General features: G+C 56.3%; 11 protein-coding genes. All 11 read left to right on the plus strand.

From position 1 onward, the window contains the following. Positions 1-74 precede the first annotated feature (74 nt). The 11 genes from clpB (at position 75) to HMPREF1986_RS04325 (ending at position 15,741) form a co-directional block, all read left to right on the plus strand. Entirely contained in the window at positions 75-2,681 is a 2,607-nt protein-coding gene (clpB, locus tag HMPREF1986_RS04275) for an ATP-dependent chaperone ClpB (RefSeq protein WP_021773549.1), read from the plus strand. Positions 2,682-2,736: 55 nt separating this feature from the next. After that, positions 2,737-3,156 carry a hypothetical protein gene (locus tag HMPREF1986_RS13100; protein ID WP_021773550.1) on the plus strand — a complete coding sequence of 140 codons (420 nt, stop codon included), beginning with the start codon at positions 2,737-2,739 and terminating at the stop codon, positions 3,154-3,156. 384 nt (positions 3,157-3,540) lie between these two features. Then, positions 3,541-4,188 carry an orotate phosphoribosyltransferase gene (locus tag HMPREF1986_RS04285; protein ID WP_036599284.1) on the plus strand — a complete coding sequence of 216 codons (648 nt, stop codon included), beginning with the start codon at positions 3,541-3,543 and terminating at the stop codon, positions 4,186-4,188. 117 nt (positions 4,189-4,305) lie between these two features. After that, positions 4,306-5,748: an ABC transporter ATP-binding protein gene (locus HMPREF1986_RS04290; protein ID WP_021773552.1), complete on the plus strand. Its 1,443-nt coding sequence runs from the start codon at positions 4,306-4,308 to the stop codon at positions 5,746-5,748. Continuing rightward, positions 5,745-9,503, plus strand: coding sequence for a glycosyltransferase (locus HMPREF1986_RS04295; RefSeq protein ID WP_021773553.1), 3,759 nt, complete (start codon positions 5,745-5,747; stop codon positions 9,501-9,503). The genes HMPREF1986_RS04290 and HMPREF1986_RS04295 overlap by 4 nt, the downstream gene beginning before the upstream one ends. Further along, positions 9,503-10,213, plus strand: a complete 711-nt coding sequence (locus tag HMPREF1986_RS04300) for a nucleotidyltransferase family protein (RefSeq protein ID WP_021773554.1) — start codon at positions 9,503-9,505, stop codon at positions 10,211-10,213. Before HMPREF1986_RS04295 ends, HMPREF1986_RS04300 begins: the two co-directional genes overlap by 1 nt. Beyond that, a complete protein-coding gene (locus HMPREF1986_RS04305; RefSeq protein WP_009216211.1) occupies positions 10,210-11,217 on the plus strand; it encodes a GHMP family kinase ATP-binding protein in 1,008 nt (335 codons plus the stop codon). The genes HMPREF1986_RS04300 and HMPREF1986_RS04305 overlap by 4 nt, the downstream gene beginning before the upstream one ends. Positions 11,218-11,220: 3 nt before the next feature. Then, positions 11,221-11,988 (plus strand): D-glycero-alpha-D-manno-heptose-1,7-bisphosphate 7-phosphatase, encoded by a 768-nt coding sequence (locus tag HMPREF1986_RS04310; RefSeq protein WP_021773555.1) that lies wholly within the window; start codon positions 11,221-11,223, stop codon positions 11,986-11,988. Next, entirely contained in the window at positions 11,946-12,599 is a 654-nt protein-coding gene (locus HMPREF1986_RS04315; protein ID WP_021773556.1) for a D-sedoheptulose-7-phosphate isomerase, read from the plus strand. Before HMPREF1986_RS04310 ends, HMPREF1986_RS04315 begins: the two co-directional genes overlap by 43 nt. A 75-nt stretch (positions 12,600-12,674) precedes the next feature. Further along, positions 12,675-13,490: a hypothetical protein gene (locus tag HMPREF1986_RS04320; RefSeq protein WP_021773557.1), complete on the plus strand. Its 816-nt coding sequence runs from the start codon at positions 12,675-12,677 to the stop codon at positions 13,488-13,490. Then, a complete protein-coding gene (locus HMPREF1986_RS04325) occupies positions 13,468-15,741 on the plus strand; it encodes a hypothetical protein (protein WP_021773558.1) in 2,274 nt (757 codons plus the stop codon). The genes HMPREF1986_RS04320 and HMPREF1986_RS04325 overlap by 23 nt, the downstream gene beginning before the upstream one ends. Positions 15,742-15,858: the final 117 nt, after the last annotated feature.

Here is a 15,858-nt window from a genome sequence, read left to right on the forward strand (position 1 = left end):
CGGCAGAGAGAAGAAAATACAGACGCGCTGTCAGTGTGAGAGAAAAGACGCGCCCTTAGAAGAGGGGGTAGACTATGAATATCAATAAATTTACGCAAAAATCGGTGGAGTCGATCAATGACTGCCAGAAGGTGGCCATGGATCACGGGAATCAGCAGATCACTCAGCTCCATCTCCTCTACAGTTTGATGACGGTGGAGGACAGCCTGATTGAGAAGCTTCTGACCAAGATGGGAGTTCCGAAGGATGCCTTTCTCCGGGATCTTTCGGAGGAGATCGACAAGCTCCCGAAGGTCTCCGGCGCGGGGCAGCAGTATTTCTCGCAGGGGGCAAACCGGGTGATCAGCTATGCGGAGGACCACGCGAAGGCGATGGGGGATGAGTATGTCTCGGTGGAGCATCTCTTCCTCTCCCTCCTGAAGGAGGCAGAGCCCGAGCTGAAGCGGCTCTTTCAGAAGTATCAGATCACGAAGGACGGCTTCCTGAAGGTCCTCTCCGAGGTGAGGGGGAATCAGAGGGTGGTTTCGGACAATCCGGAGAGCACCTACGATACTCTGAATAAGTATGGCTATGAGATGGTGGAGCGGGCGAAGCAGCAGAAGTTCGATCCCATCATCGGGAGAGACGAGGAGATCCGGAACATCATCCGGATTCTGTCCCGAAAGCAAAAGAACAATCCCTGTCTGATCGGGGAACCGGGCGTGGGAAAGACCGCGGCGGTAGAGGGGCTGGCCGAGCGGATCGCGAAGGAGGATGTGCCGGAGACCTTAAAGCATAAGAAGATCTTTGCCCTGGATATGGGAGCTCTCATCGCGGGGGCGAAGTACAGGGGAGAGTTCGAGGAGAGACTGAAGGCTGTCCTGGACGAGGTGAAGAAGTCGGAGGGGGAGATCATTCTCTTCATCGATGAGATTCACAATATCGTCGGAGCGGGGCGGACCGAGGGCTCCATGGATGCGGGAAACCTCTTAAAGCCGCTTCTCGCAAGAGGCGAGCTCCACTGTATCGGTGCCACGACGCTCGATGAGTACAGGAAGTATATCGAAAAGGACGCGGCGCTCGAGAGGAGGTTCCAGCCGGTGCAGGTGGATGAGCCGAGCGTCGAGGATACGATCTCCATCCTCCGGGGCATCAAGGAGAGGTACGAGGTCTACCACGGGGTGAAGATCACCGATTCCGCGCTTGTCGCCGCAGCGGCGCTCTCCGACCGCTATATCTCGGACCGTTTCCTTCCGGATAAGGCGATCGACCTCGTGGACGAGGCCTGCGCGATGATTAAGACGGAGATGGATTCCATGCCGGAGGACATGGATGAGCTTCGTCGGAGGATCCTGCAGCTTCAGATCGAGGAGCTTGCGCTGAAGAAGGAGGACGACACGCTCTCGAAGGAGCGGCTCTCGGATCTCCAGAAGGAGCTTTCGGAGCTCAGGGACCGCTTCAATGTGAAGAAGGCCCAGTGGGAGAATGAGAAGAATTCCGTCGGAAAGCTGCAGGCGCTCCGTGAAAAGAAGGATAAGCTGAATTCCGAGATCAATATTGCAAAGCAGAAGTACGACTATGAGAAGGTCGCAAAGCTGCAGTATCAGGATCTCCCGGCCGTGGAGAAGGAGCTTAAAGAGGCAGAGGAAAAGGCCCAGAGCGAGAACAGCGAGAGACTGGTCCGAGACAAGGTGACGGAGGAGGAGATCGCCCGCATCATCAGCCGCTGGACCGGGATTCCGGTGACGAAGCTCAATGAGTCCGAGCGCTCGAAGGTGCTCCATCTGGATCAGGAGCTCCATAAGAGATTGATCGGTCAGGATGACGCGGTGCGGAGGGTCTCCGATGCGATTCTTCGCTCGAAGGCGGGCATCAAGGATCCGACGAAGCCGATCGGCTCCTTCCTCTTCCTCGGGCCCACCGGTGTCGGAAAGACGGAGCTCGCGAAGGCGCTCGCGCAGAATCTCTTCGACGATGAGAATGCGATGGTGCGGATCGACATGTCGGAGTATATGGAGAAGTATTCGGTCTCCCGCCTGATCGGCGCGGCCCCCGGCTATGTCGGCTACGAGGAGGGAGGACAGCTCACGGAGGCGGTCCGGAGAAAGCCCTACTCCGTGGTCCTCTTTGATGAGATCGAGAAGGCGCATCCGGATGTCTTCAATATCCTTCTGCAGGTGCTGGATGACGGTCGGATCACGGATTCCCAGGGAAGAACGGTGGATTTCAAGAATACCATCATTATCCTGACCTCGAATATCGGAGCGCAGGATCTTCTGGAGGGGATTGACGCGGAGGGGAAGATCTCGAAGAAGGCGGAGGAGCTCGTTATGGAGCAGCTGCACGCCTCCTTCCGACCTGAATTTCTGAACCGGCTCGATGAGATTATTCTCTTTAAGCCGCTCACGAGAGAGGATATCGAAAGGATCACGGCGCTGATCCTGAAGGATATCAATCGACGCCTTTCGGACCGGAGACTCAGCGTAAAGCTGAGCCCGGAGGCGGAGCGCTATGTCATGGAAAACGGCTACGACCCGAGCTTCGGCGCGCGTCCCCTGAAGAGATTTATCCAAAAGAATGTGGAGACAGTGGTCGCAAAGGTCATTCTGGAGGGCAATGTGAAGGAAGGAGATACGATCCTTCTCACAGAGCGGGACGGAAGGATGCAGGCGGAGATCGAAGAGGGAAGAGAGGAAAAATAAAGGCTCTGAGGCTGCGAACGAAAGAGCAGAGATAGATCCGCATCTCTGAGAAGGGATGCAGCGTAGAGGAGGAAAAGAGAATTATCGGGACTGCCATGGCAGTCCCGGAAAAAGAAGGATCGGCCTGCCGCACAAGAAAGCTGTGCGGCAGGCCGATATTTTTGGCTGTGTTTTCGGATCAGTACTTTTCCGAATCAGTACTTTTCTTTTTCCTCCATTTTCGATAAAAGACGTAGAGGAAGGCCAAAAGACCAAGAGCCAGGGCAAGCTCAAAAAGGAGAAGCCTGCTTCTGGGAGGACGGAAGCAGAAAAGAAGCGAGATGAGAAAGAAAGGAATGCCGACGATCAGATTGACGATCCCATTCTCACGGTAGTCTCTTTTGAGATTGAAAATCCCGACAAGGATCAAGAAAAAACCGATCAATGCGGAAAAGAGATAATTGCTCAATGTCCCCACCTCCCGACCGGACCCTGATGAGAAGTTCACCATGTGTATCGCTCAGAAATTATGCTGCTCAGCGCCATGCCTGATGTGGCGGTGAGTAATACTGCTGTGAATAAAATATAACAGGGTTCATTTGTTATGTAAATAATAATATTAACATTAGTCAATTAGTTAATTGGAAAACCTGATAGGTTTGAGGCTGGGAGAGCATAAAGGCAGTTTTCCGGACGGATCCATTCCTATCGGGGGTACATAATCGGGGAGGCCGTTTCCCGGATTCGTTTTTTGAGGGGACGGAGGCATTAAAAAAATATTAAATTTTAGGGGCTTGTTCTGTAAGAGACAGAGAGGATAAAATAAAAGAAAAAGAGGCGGGGAGCGTCGGATTCTGATCGGATGGACAGGGAGGGGGCCATGAGGAAGATTGAGTATTCGAAGGTGTATACGGCGGGCTGTGAGGCTCCTCTTAAGATATGCAGGGGGCACTTCGCCACAAATCACGCGCACTTAAATTATTATATCGATATCACGACCCTGAAGACCCGGAGCGGGGAGGCCTATGATATCGCCCGCTGCCTGAGCGGAGTCTACTTCTACGGCGCGGTGATCGACACCATCGTGTGCATGGAAGGGACGGATGTCATCGGGGCCTTCCTCTCGGAGGAGCTCACGAAATCCGGCGTCCTCTCCGCGAATTCCCATAAGTCGATGTATGTGGTGCACCCGGAGTTCAACAGCAATTCGCAGCTTATCTTCCGGGACAATCTGATCCCGGAGATCGAAGGGAAGAACATCCTGGTGCTGCTGGCCAATGTGACGACGGGAAAGACACTAGACAAGATTCTGGAATGTATCCAGTATTATCAGGGGAAGCTCGTCGGGGTTTCCGCGATCTTCAGCGCGGTGGAGGAATACCAGGGGATTCCGATCTTCTCCGTCTTCGGGAAGAAGAATATCCCGGACTACGCCTCCTGGAACTACAGGCAGTGCCCCCTTTGCCATGCGGGAGAGAGGATTGATGCTCTGGTGAATGCCTATGGCTATGAGCCGCTGGAGCAGTAGCGGAGCTTATGGAAAGGCGGGCATTACTGTGCCCGGACTTTGCCTCCGGGATTTTGACCCCTGACGGAAAGTGTGCTACAATACCCCAAATGCGAAAGAGCCATCTGGGGTTTTTTTATGTCTGAAAATGCGAGCAGCAGAGAGAGGGAGGAGGCGATTTCCGTCCGGGATGTGACGAAGATCTACCGCCTTTATGATAAGCCGATCGACAGGCTTTTGGAGTCGGTGAATCCGTGGCACAGAAATTATCATCGGGATTTCTATGCATTAAATCACATCAGCTTTTCCGTCGGGAAGGGGGAGTCGGTGGGGATCATCGGGACGAACGGCTCCGGGAAGTCGACGATCCTAAAGATCATCACCGGTGTGCTGAGCCCAAGCTTTGGCACGGTCCATACGAAGGGCACGGTCTGCGCGCTTCTGGAGCTCGGGGCCGGTTTCAATCAGGATTATACCGGCATCGAGAATATCTATATGAACGGGACGATGATGGGCTTCAGCCGGGAGGAGATGGATCAAAAGCTCCAGGCAATTCTCGATTTCGCGGATATCGGAGATTTCGTCCATCAGCCGGTGAAGTCCTATTCCAGCGGAATGTTCGTCCGCCTCGCCTTTGCGCTCTACATCTCCGTGGATCCGGAGGTGCTGATCGTCGATGAAGCCCTCTCCGTCGGGGATGTCTTCTTCCAGGCGAAGTGCTATCATCGGATGGATGAGCTGAAGAGGAAGGGGACGACGATCCTGATGGTGACGCATGATCTCGGCTCCGTCATGAAGTACTGCGATCGGGTGGTCCTCTTAAACCGCGGGGAGAAGATCTCCGAGGGAAGGCCGGGGGAGATGGTGGACCTCTATAAGAAGATTCTCGCGGGGCAGTACACGGGGCATGAGGACTTCGTGGACAAGCAGGACTTCGGGGTGAATTCCATCGGGGCCTCCGTCGTGGAGGAGCTGAAGGGCAAGGCCGCCGGAGAAGCGAAGGGAGCGGAGGAAAAGGGGAAGGACAGAGAGCAGGAGGGGAAGGGAAAGACAGAGCCCGAAGGGAAAGAGAAGGAAAAGGCCGGAGGAGGAGATTCGCTTATGATGTCCCGTCTTTCGCTGAACCCGGATGTGAAGCATTACGGGAACGGAAAGGCGGAGATCTATGACTTCGGGATTTTCGACGAGAGAGGGCAGCTCACGAATGTCATCCTGAAGGGGGAGTACTTTTCGATCCGGGAGAAGATCCGCTTCCATGATCGGATCGATGCCCCGATCTTTACCTTCACCATAAAGGATAAGCGGGGGATGGACCTGACCGGGACCAATACGATGTTCGAGGGGAAGGAGACGAAGGCGGTGAAGGCCGGGGATGAGTATATTTGCACCTTCCGCCAGCGCATGAATCTGCAGGGGGGAGAGTATCTTCTCTCCATGTCCTGCACCGGCTTCGAGGAGGGAACGCATACGGTCTATGACAGAAAGTACGATGTGGCGAGTCTCACTGTGCTGTCCAATAAAAATACGGTCGGCGTCTATGATATGGAGTCGGAGCTGACTCTGGAAAGGCATGAAGCATGAGTTTTCTTCAGCACAAGGGAAATCTGGTCGACTGGATCTATTTCGGAGAGCTGGAAAATGGCTATGAGCGGGATGCCGCTGTGCTGCTTCTCGGAGACCGGGAGGAGACCGCGCCCTTTGAGGAGCTTCTGAAAAAGCGGGTGAAGAGGGTGTCCTTCCGCTTGGACGATGCGAGCTATGACTATGTCCTGATTCCGAAGCTCACCAAAAGAGTGCTCTCCATGTTCGGGACGAGGACGGAGAAGCTCATCCGGGGACTTTCGGACGCCTGGCTGAAGCCGGGGGGAGAGCTCATTTTGGGGATAGAGAACCGAAATGAGATTGACCGGATCGCGGCGGGGGAGCTCTACGACAAGGATACCGTATATCTCTCGAAGCCGGAGCTTTGGTCTCTCCGGGAGCGCCTTCGGAGGGACTTTCCGGACTGTCGGGAGCTCCTCTATTTTCCGCTCCCCGCCCTGGAGATGCCGATGCACATCTACTCCGAGGAGCGGCTGCCGGAGGCCGGAGAGGAGGATGAGAAGATTCGGGCCCTCGCGGAGCTTCAGGATTTTCCGGACTTCGCGCCGGCTTATCTCTACCGCTTCTGCCCGGAGCAGGGGATCGCAAAGAGGCCGAAGGACTACCACGGATGGCTTCCGATCTATGTGAAGTATAATTCCAGCCGGAAGGCGGAGTACGCGATCAAGACGGAGATCCTGAAGGACCCGGAGGGGGGGAAGCATGTCCTTAAGGAAGGGATCACGAAGGAGGCGAATGCGCACATCGAGTCTCTTCCCTTAAAGAGAAAGCTCCTCCTTTCCTCTGAAAATTACAGCGGGATCCCGGTCTTAAAGGAGGAGAGCTTCCGGAGGGCCTATGGCTCCGGGGATATGCTCTCCGCCCTGGTCTACCCCTATATTACAGGGAAAAGCCTCTCGGAGCTCCTCTCTCGGAGGATACGGAACGGGAGCGCGCCGATCTCGGAAATCAAGGAGAGCATGGGGCTCATCCTCGGAAAGAAGACAGGGAGTATTCGCCCGGCGAATCTCGACTGTCTCTTTGAGAATGTCCTCCTCCGGGAGGGGAAGCCCACGATCATCGACTGCGAGTGGGTCATGGATCGGGAGGTCCCGCTCCGCTTTTTGCAGTTTCGGATCCTGAAATACTGGTATGAGGACAACCGGGAGAAGCTCCGCTATGAAAATCTCGCGGCTTTTCTCCGCTATTTCGGCTATGACGCGGCGGAGAGCGCGAAGTGCGAGGAGAGGGAGGCCGCCTTTCAGAGGGAGATCCACGGCTCGGGGGAAGAGTCCAATGTCTGGGCCTATCAGGAGAGAAAGGTCTCCGTCCGAAATTATAAAAAGCAGGAGAAGAAGATCTCAGAGCAGGAGAAGAAGATCCTGGAGTTAAAGGAGACTCTGGAGAGGGAGGTTCGGGCGAGAGATATCACGATCCGGAAGGAGAGGGAGGAGAAGCGCCTGACCAGCATTCATGTCGGAAATCTCGAGCGGGTGATCGGGGTCCACGAGAGAGACATCGAGGCCTTGCAGAGGGATATCGAGTATTATAAGGCGAACCAGAGCTTCCGGAGCCAGATGCATCAGAGCTTCCAGGAAAAGTATACAAGACACTTTCCGATCGGCTCACCGCGGCGGAAGGTCATGAGCTATATCAAGCGGACGCTCCGTCATCCCTTCCGCATGCTTCCGATGTACTTCACCGCGGGCGGGCGGAATCGAATCCGGGGGGATTTCAGGATCGGGGAGATCTATCTCGAGGAGGGGAGGCTTCGCTTCGAGAAGCAGGAGAGCCCGCTTGTCAGTATCGTCATCCCCTGCTATAACCAGATCGGCTATACCTACAGCTGCCTTCGCTCGATCCTAAGACGCACGGATCAGGCGGAGACGCCCTATGAGATCATCATCGCGGACGATGTCTCGACCGATGCGACGCGGGAGATTCGGGAGTATACCGAGAATCTCGTCATCGCGAGAAATACGGAGAACATGGGCTTTCTGAAGAACTGCAATCAGGCGGCGAAGCTTGCGAGAGGAGAGTATATCTTCTTTTTGAACAATGACACCACCGTGACGGAGGGCTGGCTGAAGAGCCTTGTCGATACGATGGAGCGGGATCCTTCCTGCGGACTCTGCGGCTCGAAGCTCGTTTATCCCGACGGAAGGCTCCAGGAGGCGGGGGGAATCATCTGGTCCGATGCCTCCGGCTGGAACTACGGAAGACTCATGGATCCGGCGGAGCCGGAGTACAACTACGTGAAGGAGGTGGACTATATCTCCGGAGCGGCGATCCTGATCCGGAGGTCGCTCTGGGAGGAGATCGGCGGCTTCGATGAGAGGTTCGCCCCGGCCTACTGCGAGGATTCGGATCTCGCCTTTGAGGTGAGAAGGCACGGGAGCCGGGTGCTCTACCAGCCGAAATCCGTCGTCGTCCACTATGAGGGGATTTCAAACGGGACGGATGTCGAGGGAAGCGGCTTAAAGCGCTATCAGAAGGTGAACCAGGAGAAGTTCCGGGAGAAGTGGGCGGAGGAGCTGAAGAAGCAGTCCGTGAACACAGGAAGCCCGAATCCTTTCCGTGCGAGGGAGAGAGGACAGGGCAAGCGCTATGTCCTCGTCGTCGACCACTATGTGCCGACCTGGGACAGAGACGCAGGCTCAAAGACGACCTGGCAGTACCTGAAGATGTTCCTCGAGAAGGGGCTCAGGGTCAAGTTCCTCGGGGATAATTTCCTCCACGAGGAGCCCTACAGCACGGAGCTCCAGCAGATGGGAATCGAGATTCTCTACGGGCAGAGGATGCAGTCCGAGATCTGGAACTGGATCGAGCAGAACCGCTGTGAGCTGGACATGGTCTACCTGAACCGGCCGCACATCGCGATCAAGTATCTGGACTACATCAAGGAGAGGACAGAGTGGAAGTGCATCTTCTACGGCCACGATCTCCACTTCCTCCGGGAGAGGAGGGAGTACGAGCTGAACCACGACCCGGCGGTTTTAGAGGATTCCGAGTACTGGAGGGACATGGAGCTCTCGGTGATGCGAAGGGCGGATCAGAGCTATTACCCCTCCTCGGTCGAGGTCAATGCAATCCGGGAGATCGATCCCTCGATCGAGGTGAAGGCGATCACGGCCTATGTCTTCACGGAGCCCGCGAAGGTGGAGAAGAACTATCAGAAGAGAGAGGGGCTTCTCTTCGTAGGGGGATTTGCGCATCCGCCAAATAAGGGCGGGGTTCTCTGGTTTTCTCGGGAGATCTTCCCGCGGATCCGGAAGCAGATTCCGACGATGCGCTTTCGGATCGTCGGTTCCCACACGGACGAAGAGATCGAGGAGCTCTCCCGCACGCCGGGGATCGAGGTGCTGGGCTTCGTCTCCGATGAAAGACTTTCCGAGCTCTATCAGGAGTCCAGGCTCGTCGTCGTACCGCTCCGCTACGGCGCGGGAGTGAAGGGGAAGGTCGTGGAGGCGCTTCACGAGGGCTCCGCGGTGCTGACAACCTCCTGCGGCGCGGAGGGGATCCCCGATGCGGAAGAGGTCGTCCGGATCGAAGACAGGGCGGAGGACTTCGCCGATGCCGCCGTGGAGCTCTACCACAATACGCCGCTTCTCCAGAGGATGTCGGAGCTCTCCGAGCACTATGTCGCGGAGCACTTCTCAGTGGAGGGCGCGTGGAAGCGAATCCGCAGGGATTTCGGGATAAGGGAAGACGGGAGTCTCTGTGATCTCTATGAGAATGAGGAGGGAGAGAGCTGATGCAGGCGATACTTTTATGCGGCGGACTGGGCACGAGACTTCGTTCCGTGGTCTCAGACCGCCCGAAGCCTCTCGCGGATATCGAGGGCAGGCCCTTCATGGCGTATCTTTGCGAGGAGCTTGTCCGGCAGGGAATCGATGAGATCGTCTTTGCCGCGGGCTATCTCGGGGAGATGATCGAGGAATGCTTCGGAGACGGGAGCCGCTATGGCTTTTCCGCCTCCTATGCTTTTGAGAAGGAGGCACTCGGGACGGGGGGAGCGATCCGAAACGCCCTTCCCCATGTCAAAAGGGAGCAGTGCTTCGTCTTAAACGCGGATACCTATTACAGGATCCGCTACGCTGCGCTCTTCGAGCTGATGGAAGAGAAAGAATTGGACATGGCGCTTTTTACGAGGGAGGTGGAGGACATCTCCCGCTATGGGGAGGTCCGGCTTTCGGACGGCCTTTTGAGCGCCTGGAATGAAAAGAGAGAGGGAAGGCAGGGGAAGGGAGAGATCAACGGAGGGGTCTATCTCCTCCGCCGCTCCCTCATGGAGCGGATTCCGGAGGGGAAGCACAGTCTGGAAAATGAGCTTATCCCCCGCTGGATCCAGGAGGGCGTCCGGATCGGGGCGAAGAAGGCAGAGGGGTATTTTATCGACATCGGGCTGCCGGAATCCTATCGGCAGTTTTCGGAGGATGTCAGAGAGGGGAGGATATCGCAGTGATTTATCGGGGAAGAGCACCGCTTCGGATTTCTTTCGGAGGGGGCGGAACGGATGTGGCGCCTTTTTGCGAGGAGCAGGGGGGAGCGATCATCGGCAGTACGATCAATAAATATGCGTACTGCTCGATTTTACCGAGAGAGGATGATAAAATCATCGTGCACTCCCTCGACTTCGACATGACGGTGCAGTTCAACGCCAAGGAGAATATCATCTACGATGGAAAGCTCGACCTCGTGAAGGCGGCGATGAAGGCGATGAAGATCCGGCAGGGCTGCGAAGTCTTTCTTCAGTGCGACGCCCCGGCGGGCTCGGGACTTGGCACCAGCAGCACGGTGATGGTCGCGATCCTGAAGGCTCTCGCGAGGTGGCAGAAGGAGGAGCTCGAGGGCTATGAGCTCGCGGACCTCGCCTTCCAGGTCGAGAGACTGGATCTCGGGATCAGCGGCGGCTACCAGGATCAGTACGCGGCAACCTTCGGCGGCTTTAACTTCATCGAATTTCACGGCAGGCATCATGTCGTCGTCAATCCCCTCCGCATCAAGAAGGAGACGATCAATGAGCTCCAGTACAACCTCCTTCTCTGCTACACGGGGGGCATCCATGTCTCCGCGAAAATCATCGACGACCAGGTGAAAAATTATAAGAAAAAGTCCGCCTTCGAGGCGATGTGCGAGGTGAAGAAGCTGGCCTATGATATGAAGGATGCGCTGCTTCGCGGCGAGCTGAATGAGTTCGGCCTTCTCTTAAATGACGGCTGGCAGGCGAAGAAGCAGATGTCCGATAAGATCACAAATCCGCAGATCGACCACCTCTACGAGGAGGCCAGAGCCGCGGGGGCTCTGGGAGGGAAGCTTCTCGGTGCGGGAGGAGGGGGCTTCCTTCTCGTCTACTGTCCCTATAATGTGCGTCATATCGTCTCGAAGAAGTTGAAGGAGGCGGGCGGACAGCTCACAGACTGGGTCTTTGAGCTTCGGGGCGCGCAGAGCTGGAAGGCGAAGGGCTGACGGATGGAGAGAGTCGTCTTTCTGGACCGGGACGGGACGATCAATGAGGAGGTGAATTATCTCCACAAAAAGGAGGATCTCCACATCCTTCCCGCTGTCACAGAGGGGCTTCGGCTCCTTAGAGAAGCGGGCTTTCTCCTTATCCTGATTACGAATCAGGCGGGGATCGGGAGGGGTTACTACAGCGTCCGGGACTGTATCGAGCTGAATGATTTTCTCGCTGCGGAGCTTCAGAAGGGGGGCGCGAGGCTTTCTGCGGGCTATTACTGCCCGCATCATCCGACGCACGGCATCGGAGAATGGAAGAGAGCCTGCCTTTGCCGGAAGCCGGAGGCCGGGCTTTTCTACCAGGCGGAATGGGAGATGCTTTCGGAGAAGCTGCGGGAGGACTGCCTTTTCGGGCTCTCTGAAAGGGAGAGGGAGGAGGCAGAGCGTGAACTGCTGTCGGATCAGGGCGGCGGGGAGAGCGGGTCCCTTTTGCAGAGCGGTCTGAGGCTTCCGGAGGCACTGCTTTCCGAGCTAAAAAAGAGGAATGAAACGCTTTCGGAGCTTCGGAGCTGGCTCTCCCACTGCTATATGATCGGTGATAAGCGGATCGATATGGAGGCGGGGCATCGCTTCGGCGTTTGCAGCATCCTCCTCTCCACGGGCTACGGGGCGGAGGAGAAGAGGAAGGCGAAGCCGGGGGACTATGATTATTTTTCGAAGGATATGAAGGAGGCAGCAGAATGGATTCTGAAAAGAGAGCGGAGAGACAGCTTGAAATCCTGATCGAGCGATACCCGGCGCTTTCCGGGCTTAAGGATAAGATCCGGGAGGCCTATCAAATGCTCCGGGACTCCTATGAGAGAGGAGGGAAGCTTTTAATCTGCGGAAATGGAGGCTCCTGCGCGGATTCGGAGCATATCGTCGGAGAGCTCATGAAGGGCTTTTGTAAAAAGAGGAAGATTTCGGAGGAGCTTCGCCTTCGCTTGAAAGAGATCCATCCGGAGGACGGAGAGGCGCTCTATGAGAATCTCGAGCAGGGGCTTCCCGCGATCGCGCTCACGGCGCAGACCGCTCTCAACACCGCCTTTTCCAACGACAAAAATCCGCTCATGATCTTCGCACAGCAGACGCTGGGCTACGGGAAAGAGGGGGACGTGCTCCTCGGCATTACGACCTCCGGGAACTCAAAGAACGTGCTCTATGCCTTTGAGGTCGCAAAGGCCCTCGGCATGAAGACGATCGCGCTCACCGGAAAGGACGGCGGGAAGGCCGGAAAGCTCGCGGATCTTTCCCTCATCGCGCCGTCGAATGAGACCTATCAGATACAGGAATATCATCTTCCGATCTATCACGCGCTCTGCCTCATGCTGGAGGAGAGATATTTCGGGGAATGAGCTCCCTGACTTCGGAGTTCTCCGCTCAAGCTGTGGTTTTAGAGAGAAGAAGGAGAAGAGAGAGGGAGATCCTTTATGAGAAAAAAGAAATACTGCCATGTCTTCTCCGTCCCCTGTTACGGGGACTCCCCTTATCTTGAGGAGCTGATTCGTAGCCTTTTGCGGCAGAGTCTCCGGGCGCACATCATCCTCGTGAGTGCAGGGGACAGCGTCTTTTTGAGAGAGCTCTCCGCCCGCTTCGGACTTCCGCTCTATCTCAGGGAGGGAAAGCCCTGCCTCCGGGACGACTGGAATTTCGCCTATGAAAAGGGGGCAGAGCTCGCGGAGCTTGTCACGATCGCGCATCAGGACGATCTCTACGACCCGGACTACCTGAAGGCCGTGCTCCACGCCTTCTCCCTCTATCCGGATATGTCGCTCTTTTTCTGCGACTGCCGGACGATCGATGCCTCGGGAAATGTCTTTTCGCGCCGGGCGGAGGCGGTGAAGCGTCTTCTCCGCCTGAGGCTTCGGAATCACGAGAGGGCGGACCGCCGCTCGGTGAAGCTTTCCGCGCTCCGCTTCGGAAACGGAATCATCTGCCCGAGCTGCTGCTACTGCCCTTCTCTCTGCGGGACCCCGCTCTTTCAAAATTCCTATCGCTTCATCATAGACTGGGACACCTTCCTCCGCCTCTCCCGCAGGCCGGGGCGCTTCCTTTCTTTGGAGAAGCCGCTCCTGTCCTACCGGGTCCACGGCGGGGCGGAGACCGCGCGGCAGATCGAAAGCCATAATCGGGAGAAGGAGGAGGAAGAGGAGTTTCGGAAGCTGCATGGGGCGTTTCTCGCCGGCATATTGATGCTGTTTTACAGGAGGGCGTATTCCGCCTATGGAAAAGACAAGAAAAAGTAGTGATGCGGCGGGAAATCCGAGAAGAGGAGCGGGAACGGTCCTGTACGGACTGTTCTTTTTCCTTTGTGCGCTCTCCTTTTCGATCTTTTTCTACGAGTCCGGGAACTGGGGAAGGCTCACGGGAGAAGCGGGGAATCTCCCCGCGCTTTTCGAGATCGGGCTCGTCCTTCTCCTTCTCCTCCTTTTTTATGCGTTTCGGCGAATTTTCCTGAAAAGCCGGAGGCGGACACTCCTCTGCATCGCCGCTGTCCTCCTTCCGGAGCTCTATCTCCATAGAATGCTCTTTCCCTTCTTCTTATCCGGCCTGTATTTCTGGCTCCTTTTCCTCCTCTTCTTCCTCCTCTTCGGAGAGGGGAGGCGCGTCCCTCTCCGGGAGCTTCTCCGCTCGGCCGCCTCTCTCCCGGGCCCCGATTTCCTTCCTCTCCTTTTCTCCCTGCCTCTTCTCCTGATCCAGCTGAACCGGATGAATATCGCGGCGGACTACGATTCCCTTCGCTACGGCCTTCGGAGCAGCTATGTGCTCTTTAACGGGGATTTTTTCTCCGCACTCGGCCAGATCAATGCAGTCTACAGCTATCCGAAGGGGCTGGAAATCCTGAGCTTTCCGCTCTCCCACTTCCGCTGCTTTTCTCTCCAGCTCATGTTTCAGTTCTGGACCATGATCGCGTGCGCCTTCCTCCTCTTTCGAATCCTTCGCCTTTTGGGGAGAGCAAGGAGAGACAGCTCCTACGCCGTCCTCTTCTTCTTTCTGATGAGCTCTGTCGGAAATATGTCGATCACGGCGAAGACGGATCTCATCACGCTTCTCGTCCAGCTCGCCATGCTCTTCTTCTTTCTCAGAGGGGAATGGTTGAAGGGGACGGCGGCCCTTGTACTGAGCTACTCCTTTAAGCCGACGGCCGTCGTTTTCAGCACGGCGTCCTGGCTGATCCTGATGGCGGGCTCTCTCTATCTCACCATCCGAAGCGAAGGCAGGGCGGGACTTCTCCGGGAGGAGAGGAGAAAAGGGGGAGCGGCGCTCCTCTTCTCTCTGCTATTTACGGGCCTTGTGACGCTCCGGACCCTCCTCATCACAGGGCTTCCCTTCTCCACCACCTTTACCGGCTTCTTCCAGGCGATCGGCTTTCAGGTGAAATGGCCCTTTAATCTGGACGCTCACATCGACTATGCGACAAAGGGAGGGGCGGCGGAGCTCTTCCTTTCCGTCTTTCGGCGGGCGGTTCTCTTCCTCTTTTGCCCGATCGGGGAGGATATGAATCATGTGCAGATCGCCTGGGGCGGCATCTCGATCCCGATCCTCCTCTTTCTTTCGATCCGAAATCTGCATCATTTCCGGGCCGGAGGCAGAAAAGGGGAAGGGGACAAAGAGAGGAGAAAGCGCCTTTTCCTTCTCTTTTTGCTTTTCTCCGGGATCGGCCTTCTCTCCCTCATGACACTCTCGATGCTCTGGCAGGTGGATGGAAACTACTATATCCTTCTGGACTCCCTGCTTTTGCTCACGGCCTTTGCCCCGATCCCGGACGCATCCTCCAAAGAGGCGTTTCTCCCCTTCTTTCGCGGGGAAGAGGCGGAGAGGGAGAGGGGGATCCGGCTTCCCGGCACCGCAGTCCTCTATCTCGCCTCGCTTCTCACCACGCTGATTACGAGCTGGGTCGGGGCCGTGGGATTTACGCCCATTGACCTTTTAAACCGCGGCTACTATGATAATGTGGCGATGATCAAGGAGTTTGAGGCGGAGCGGGGTTCCCTCCGGCACTTCTCTGAGATGTCTTTGCGAAAGCAAAACCGGGTGCTCGCCTTCGCCAGGACACCGGACTGCTACTATATCCTCTGCAATGTCCAGAGCATCGCCGATGTGGAGGGCTCGGGGGGGAGTCCGGGCCTCTATGATGATCCGGAATTCTTCGAGTGGTTTCTGAAGTGGGCCGATATTGACTATATCTACCTCGAGCGGAGCTTTCTCTGGGATGAGAGGGAGGAGAGGGCGAAGGAAATGCTTCACTCCCTCCTTAAGGACGGCATGCTCTATGAGCTGGATGTCGAGGAGGGGAGGGCGGATCAGGACGGCTTCCTCCTGATGAAGGTGGACCAGCAAAGACTCTCCTATGTCTGGGACGGAAGGGAGCTCCCCGCGCTTTCGGAATCGGAGCTCTCCGAGAGGAGAGAAGTCTTTGAGCATTTCCTCTCCGGAGGCTTTTCCTACTGGGAAATACTGGAGGCGAAGAAAAAGATGGGAGGCGCATACCGCTGATTTCCGCCCGTGCAGACAGATGCTGCCGCCTCACCGACAGCTGCCCGCACTTTGCCGCCCTGACGCCTTGCCGGTCCATAAGAAGGCCGTCTGCCGCCCCGGCGTTTAGCGATTTGG

This window comes from Oribacterium sp. oral taxon 078 str. F0263 (genome assembly GCF_000469565.1).
Taxonomy (GTDB): domain Bacteria; phylum Bacillota; class Clostridia; order Lachnospirales; family Lachnospiraceae; genus Oribacterium.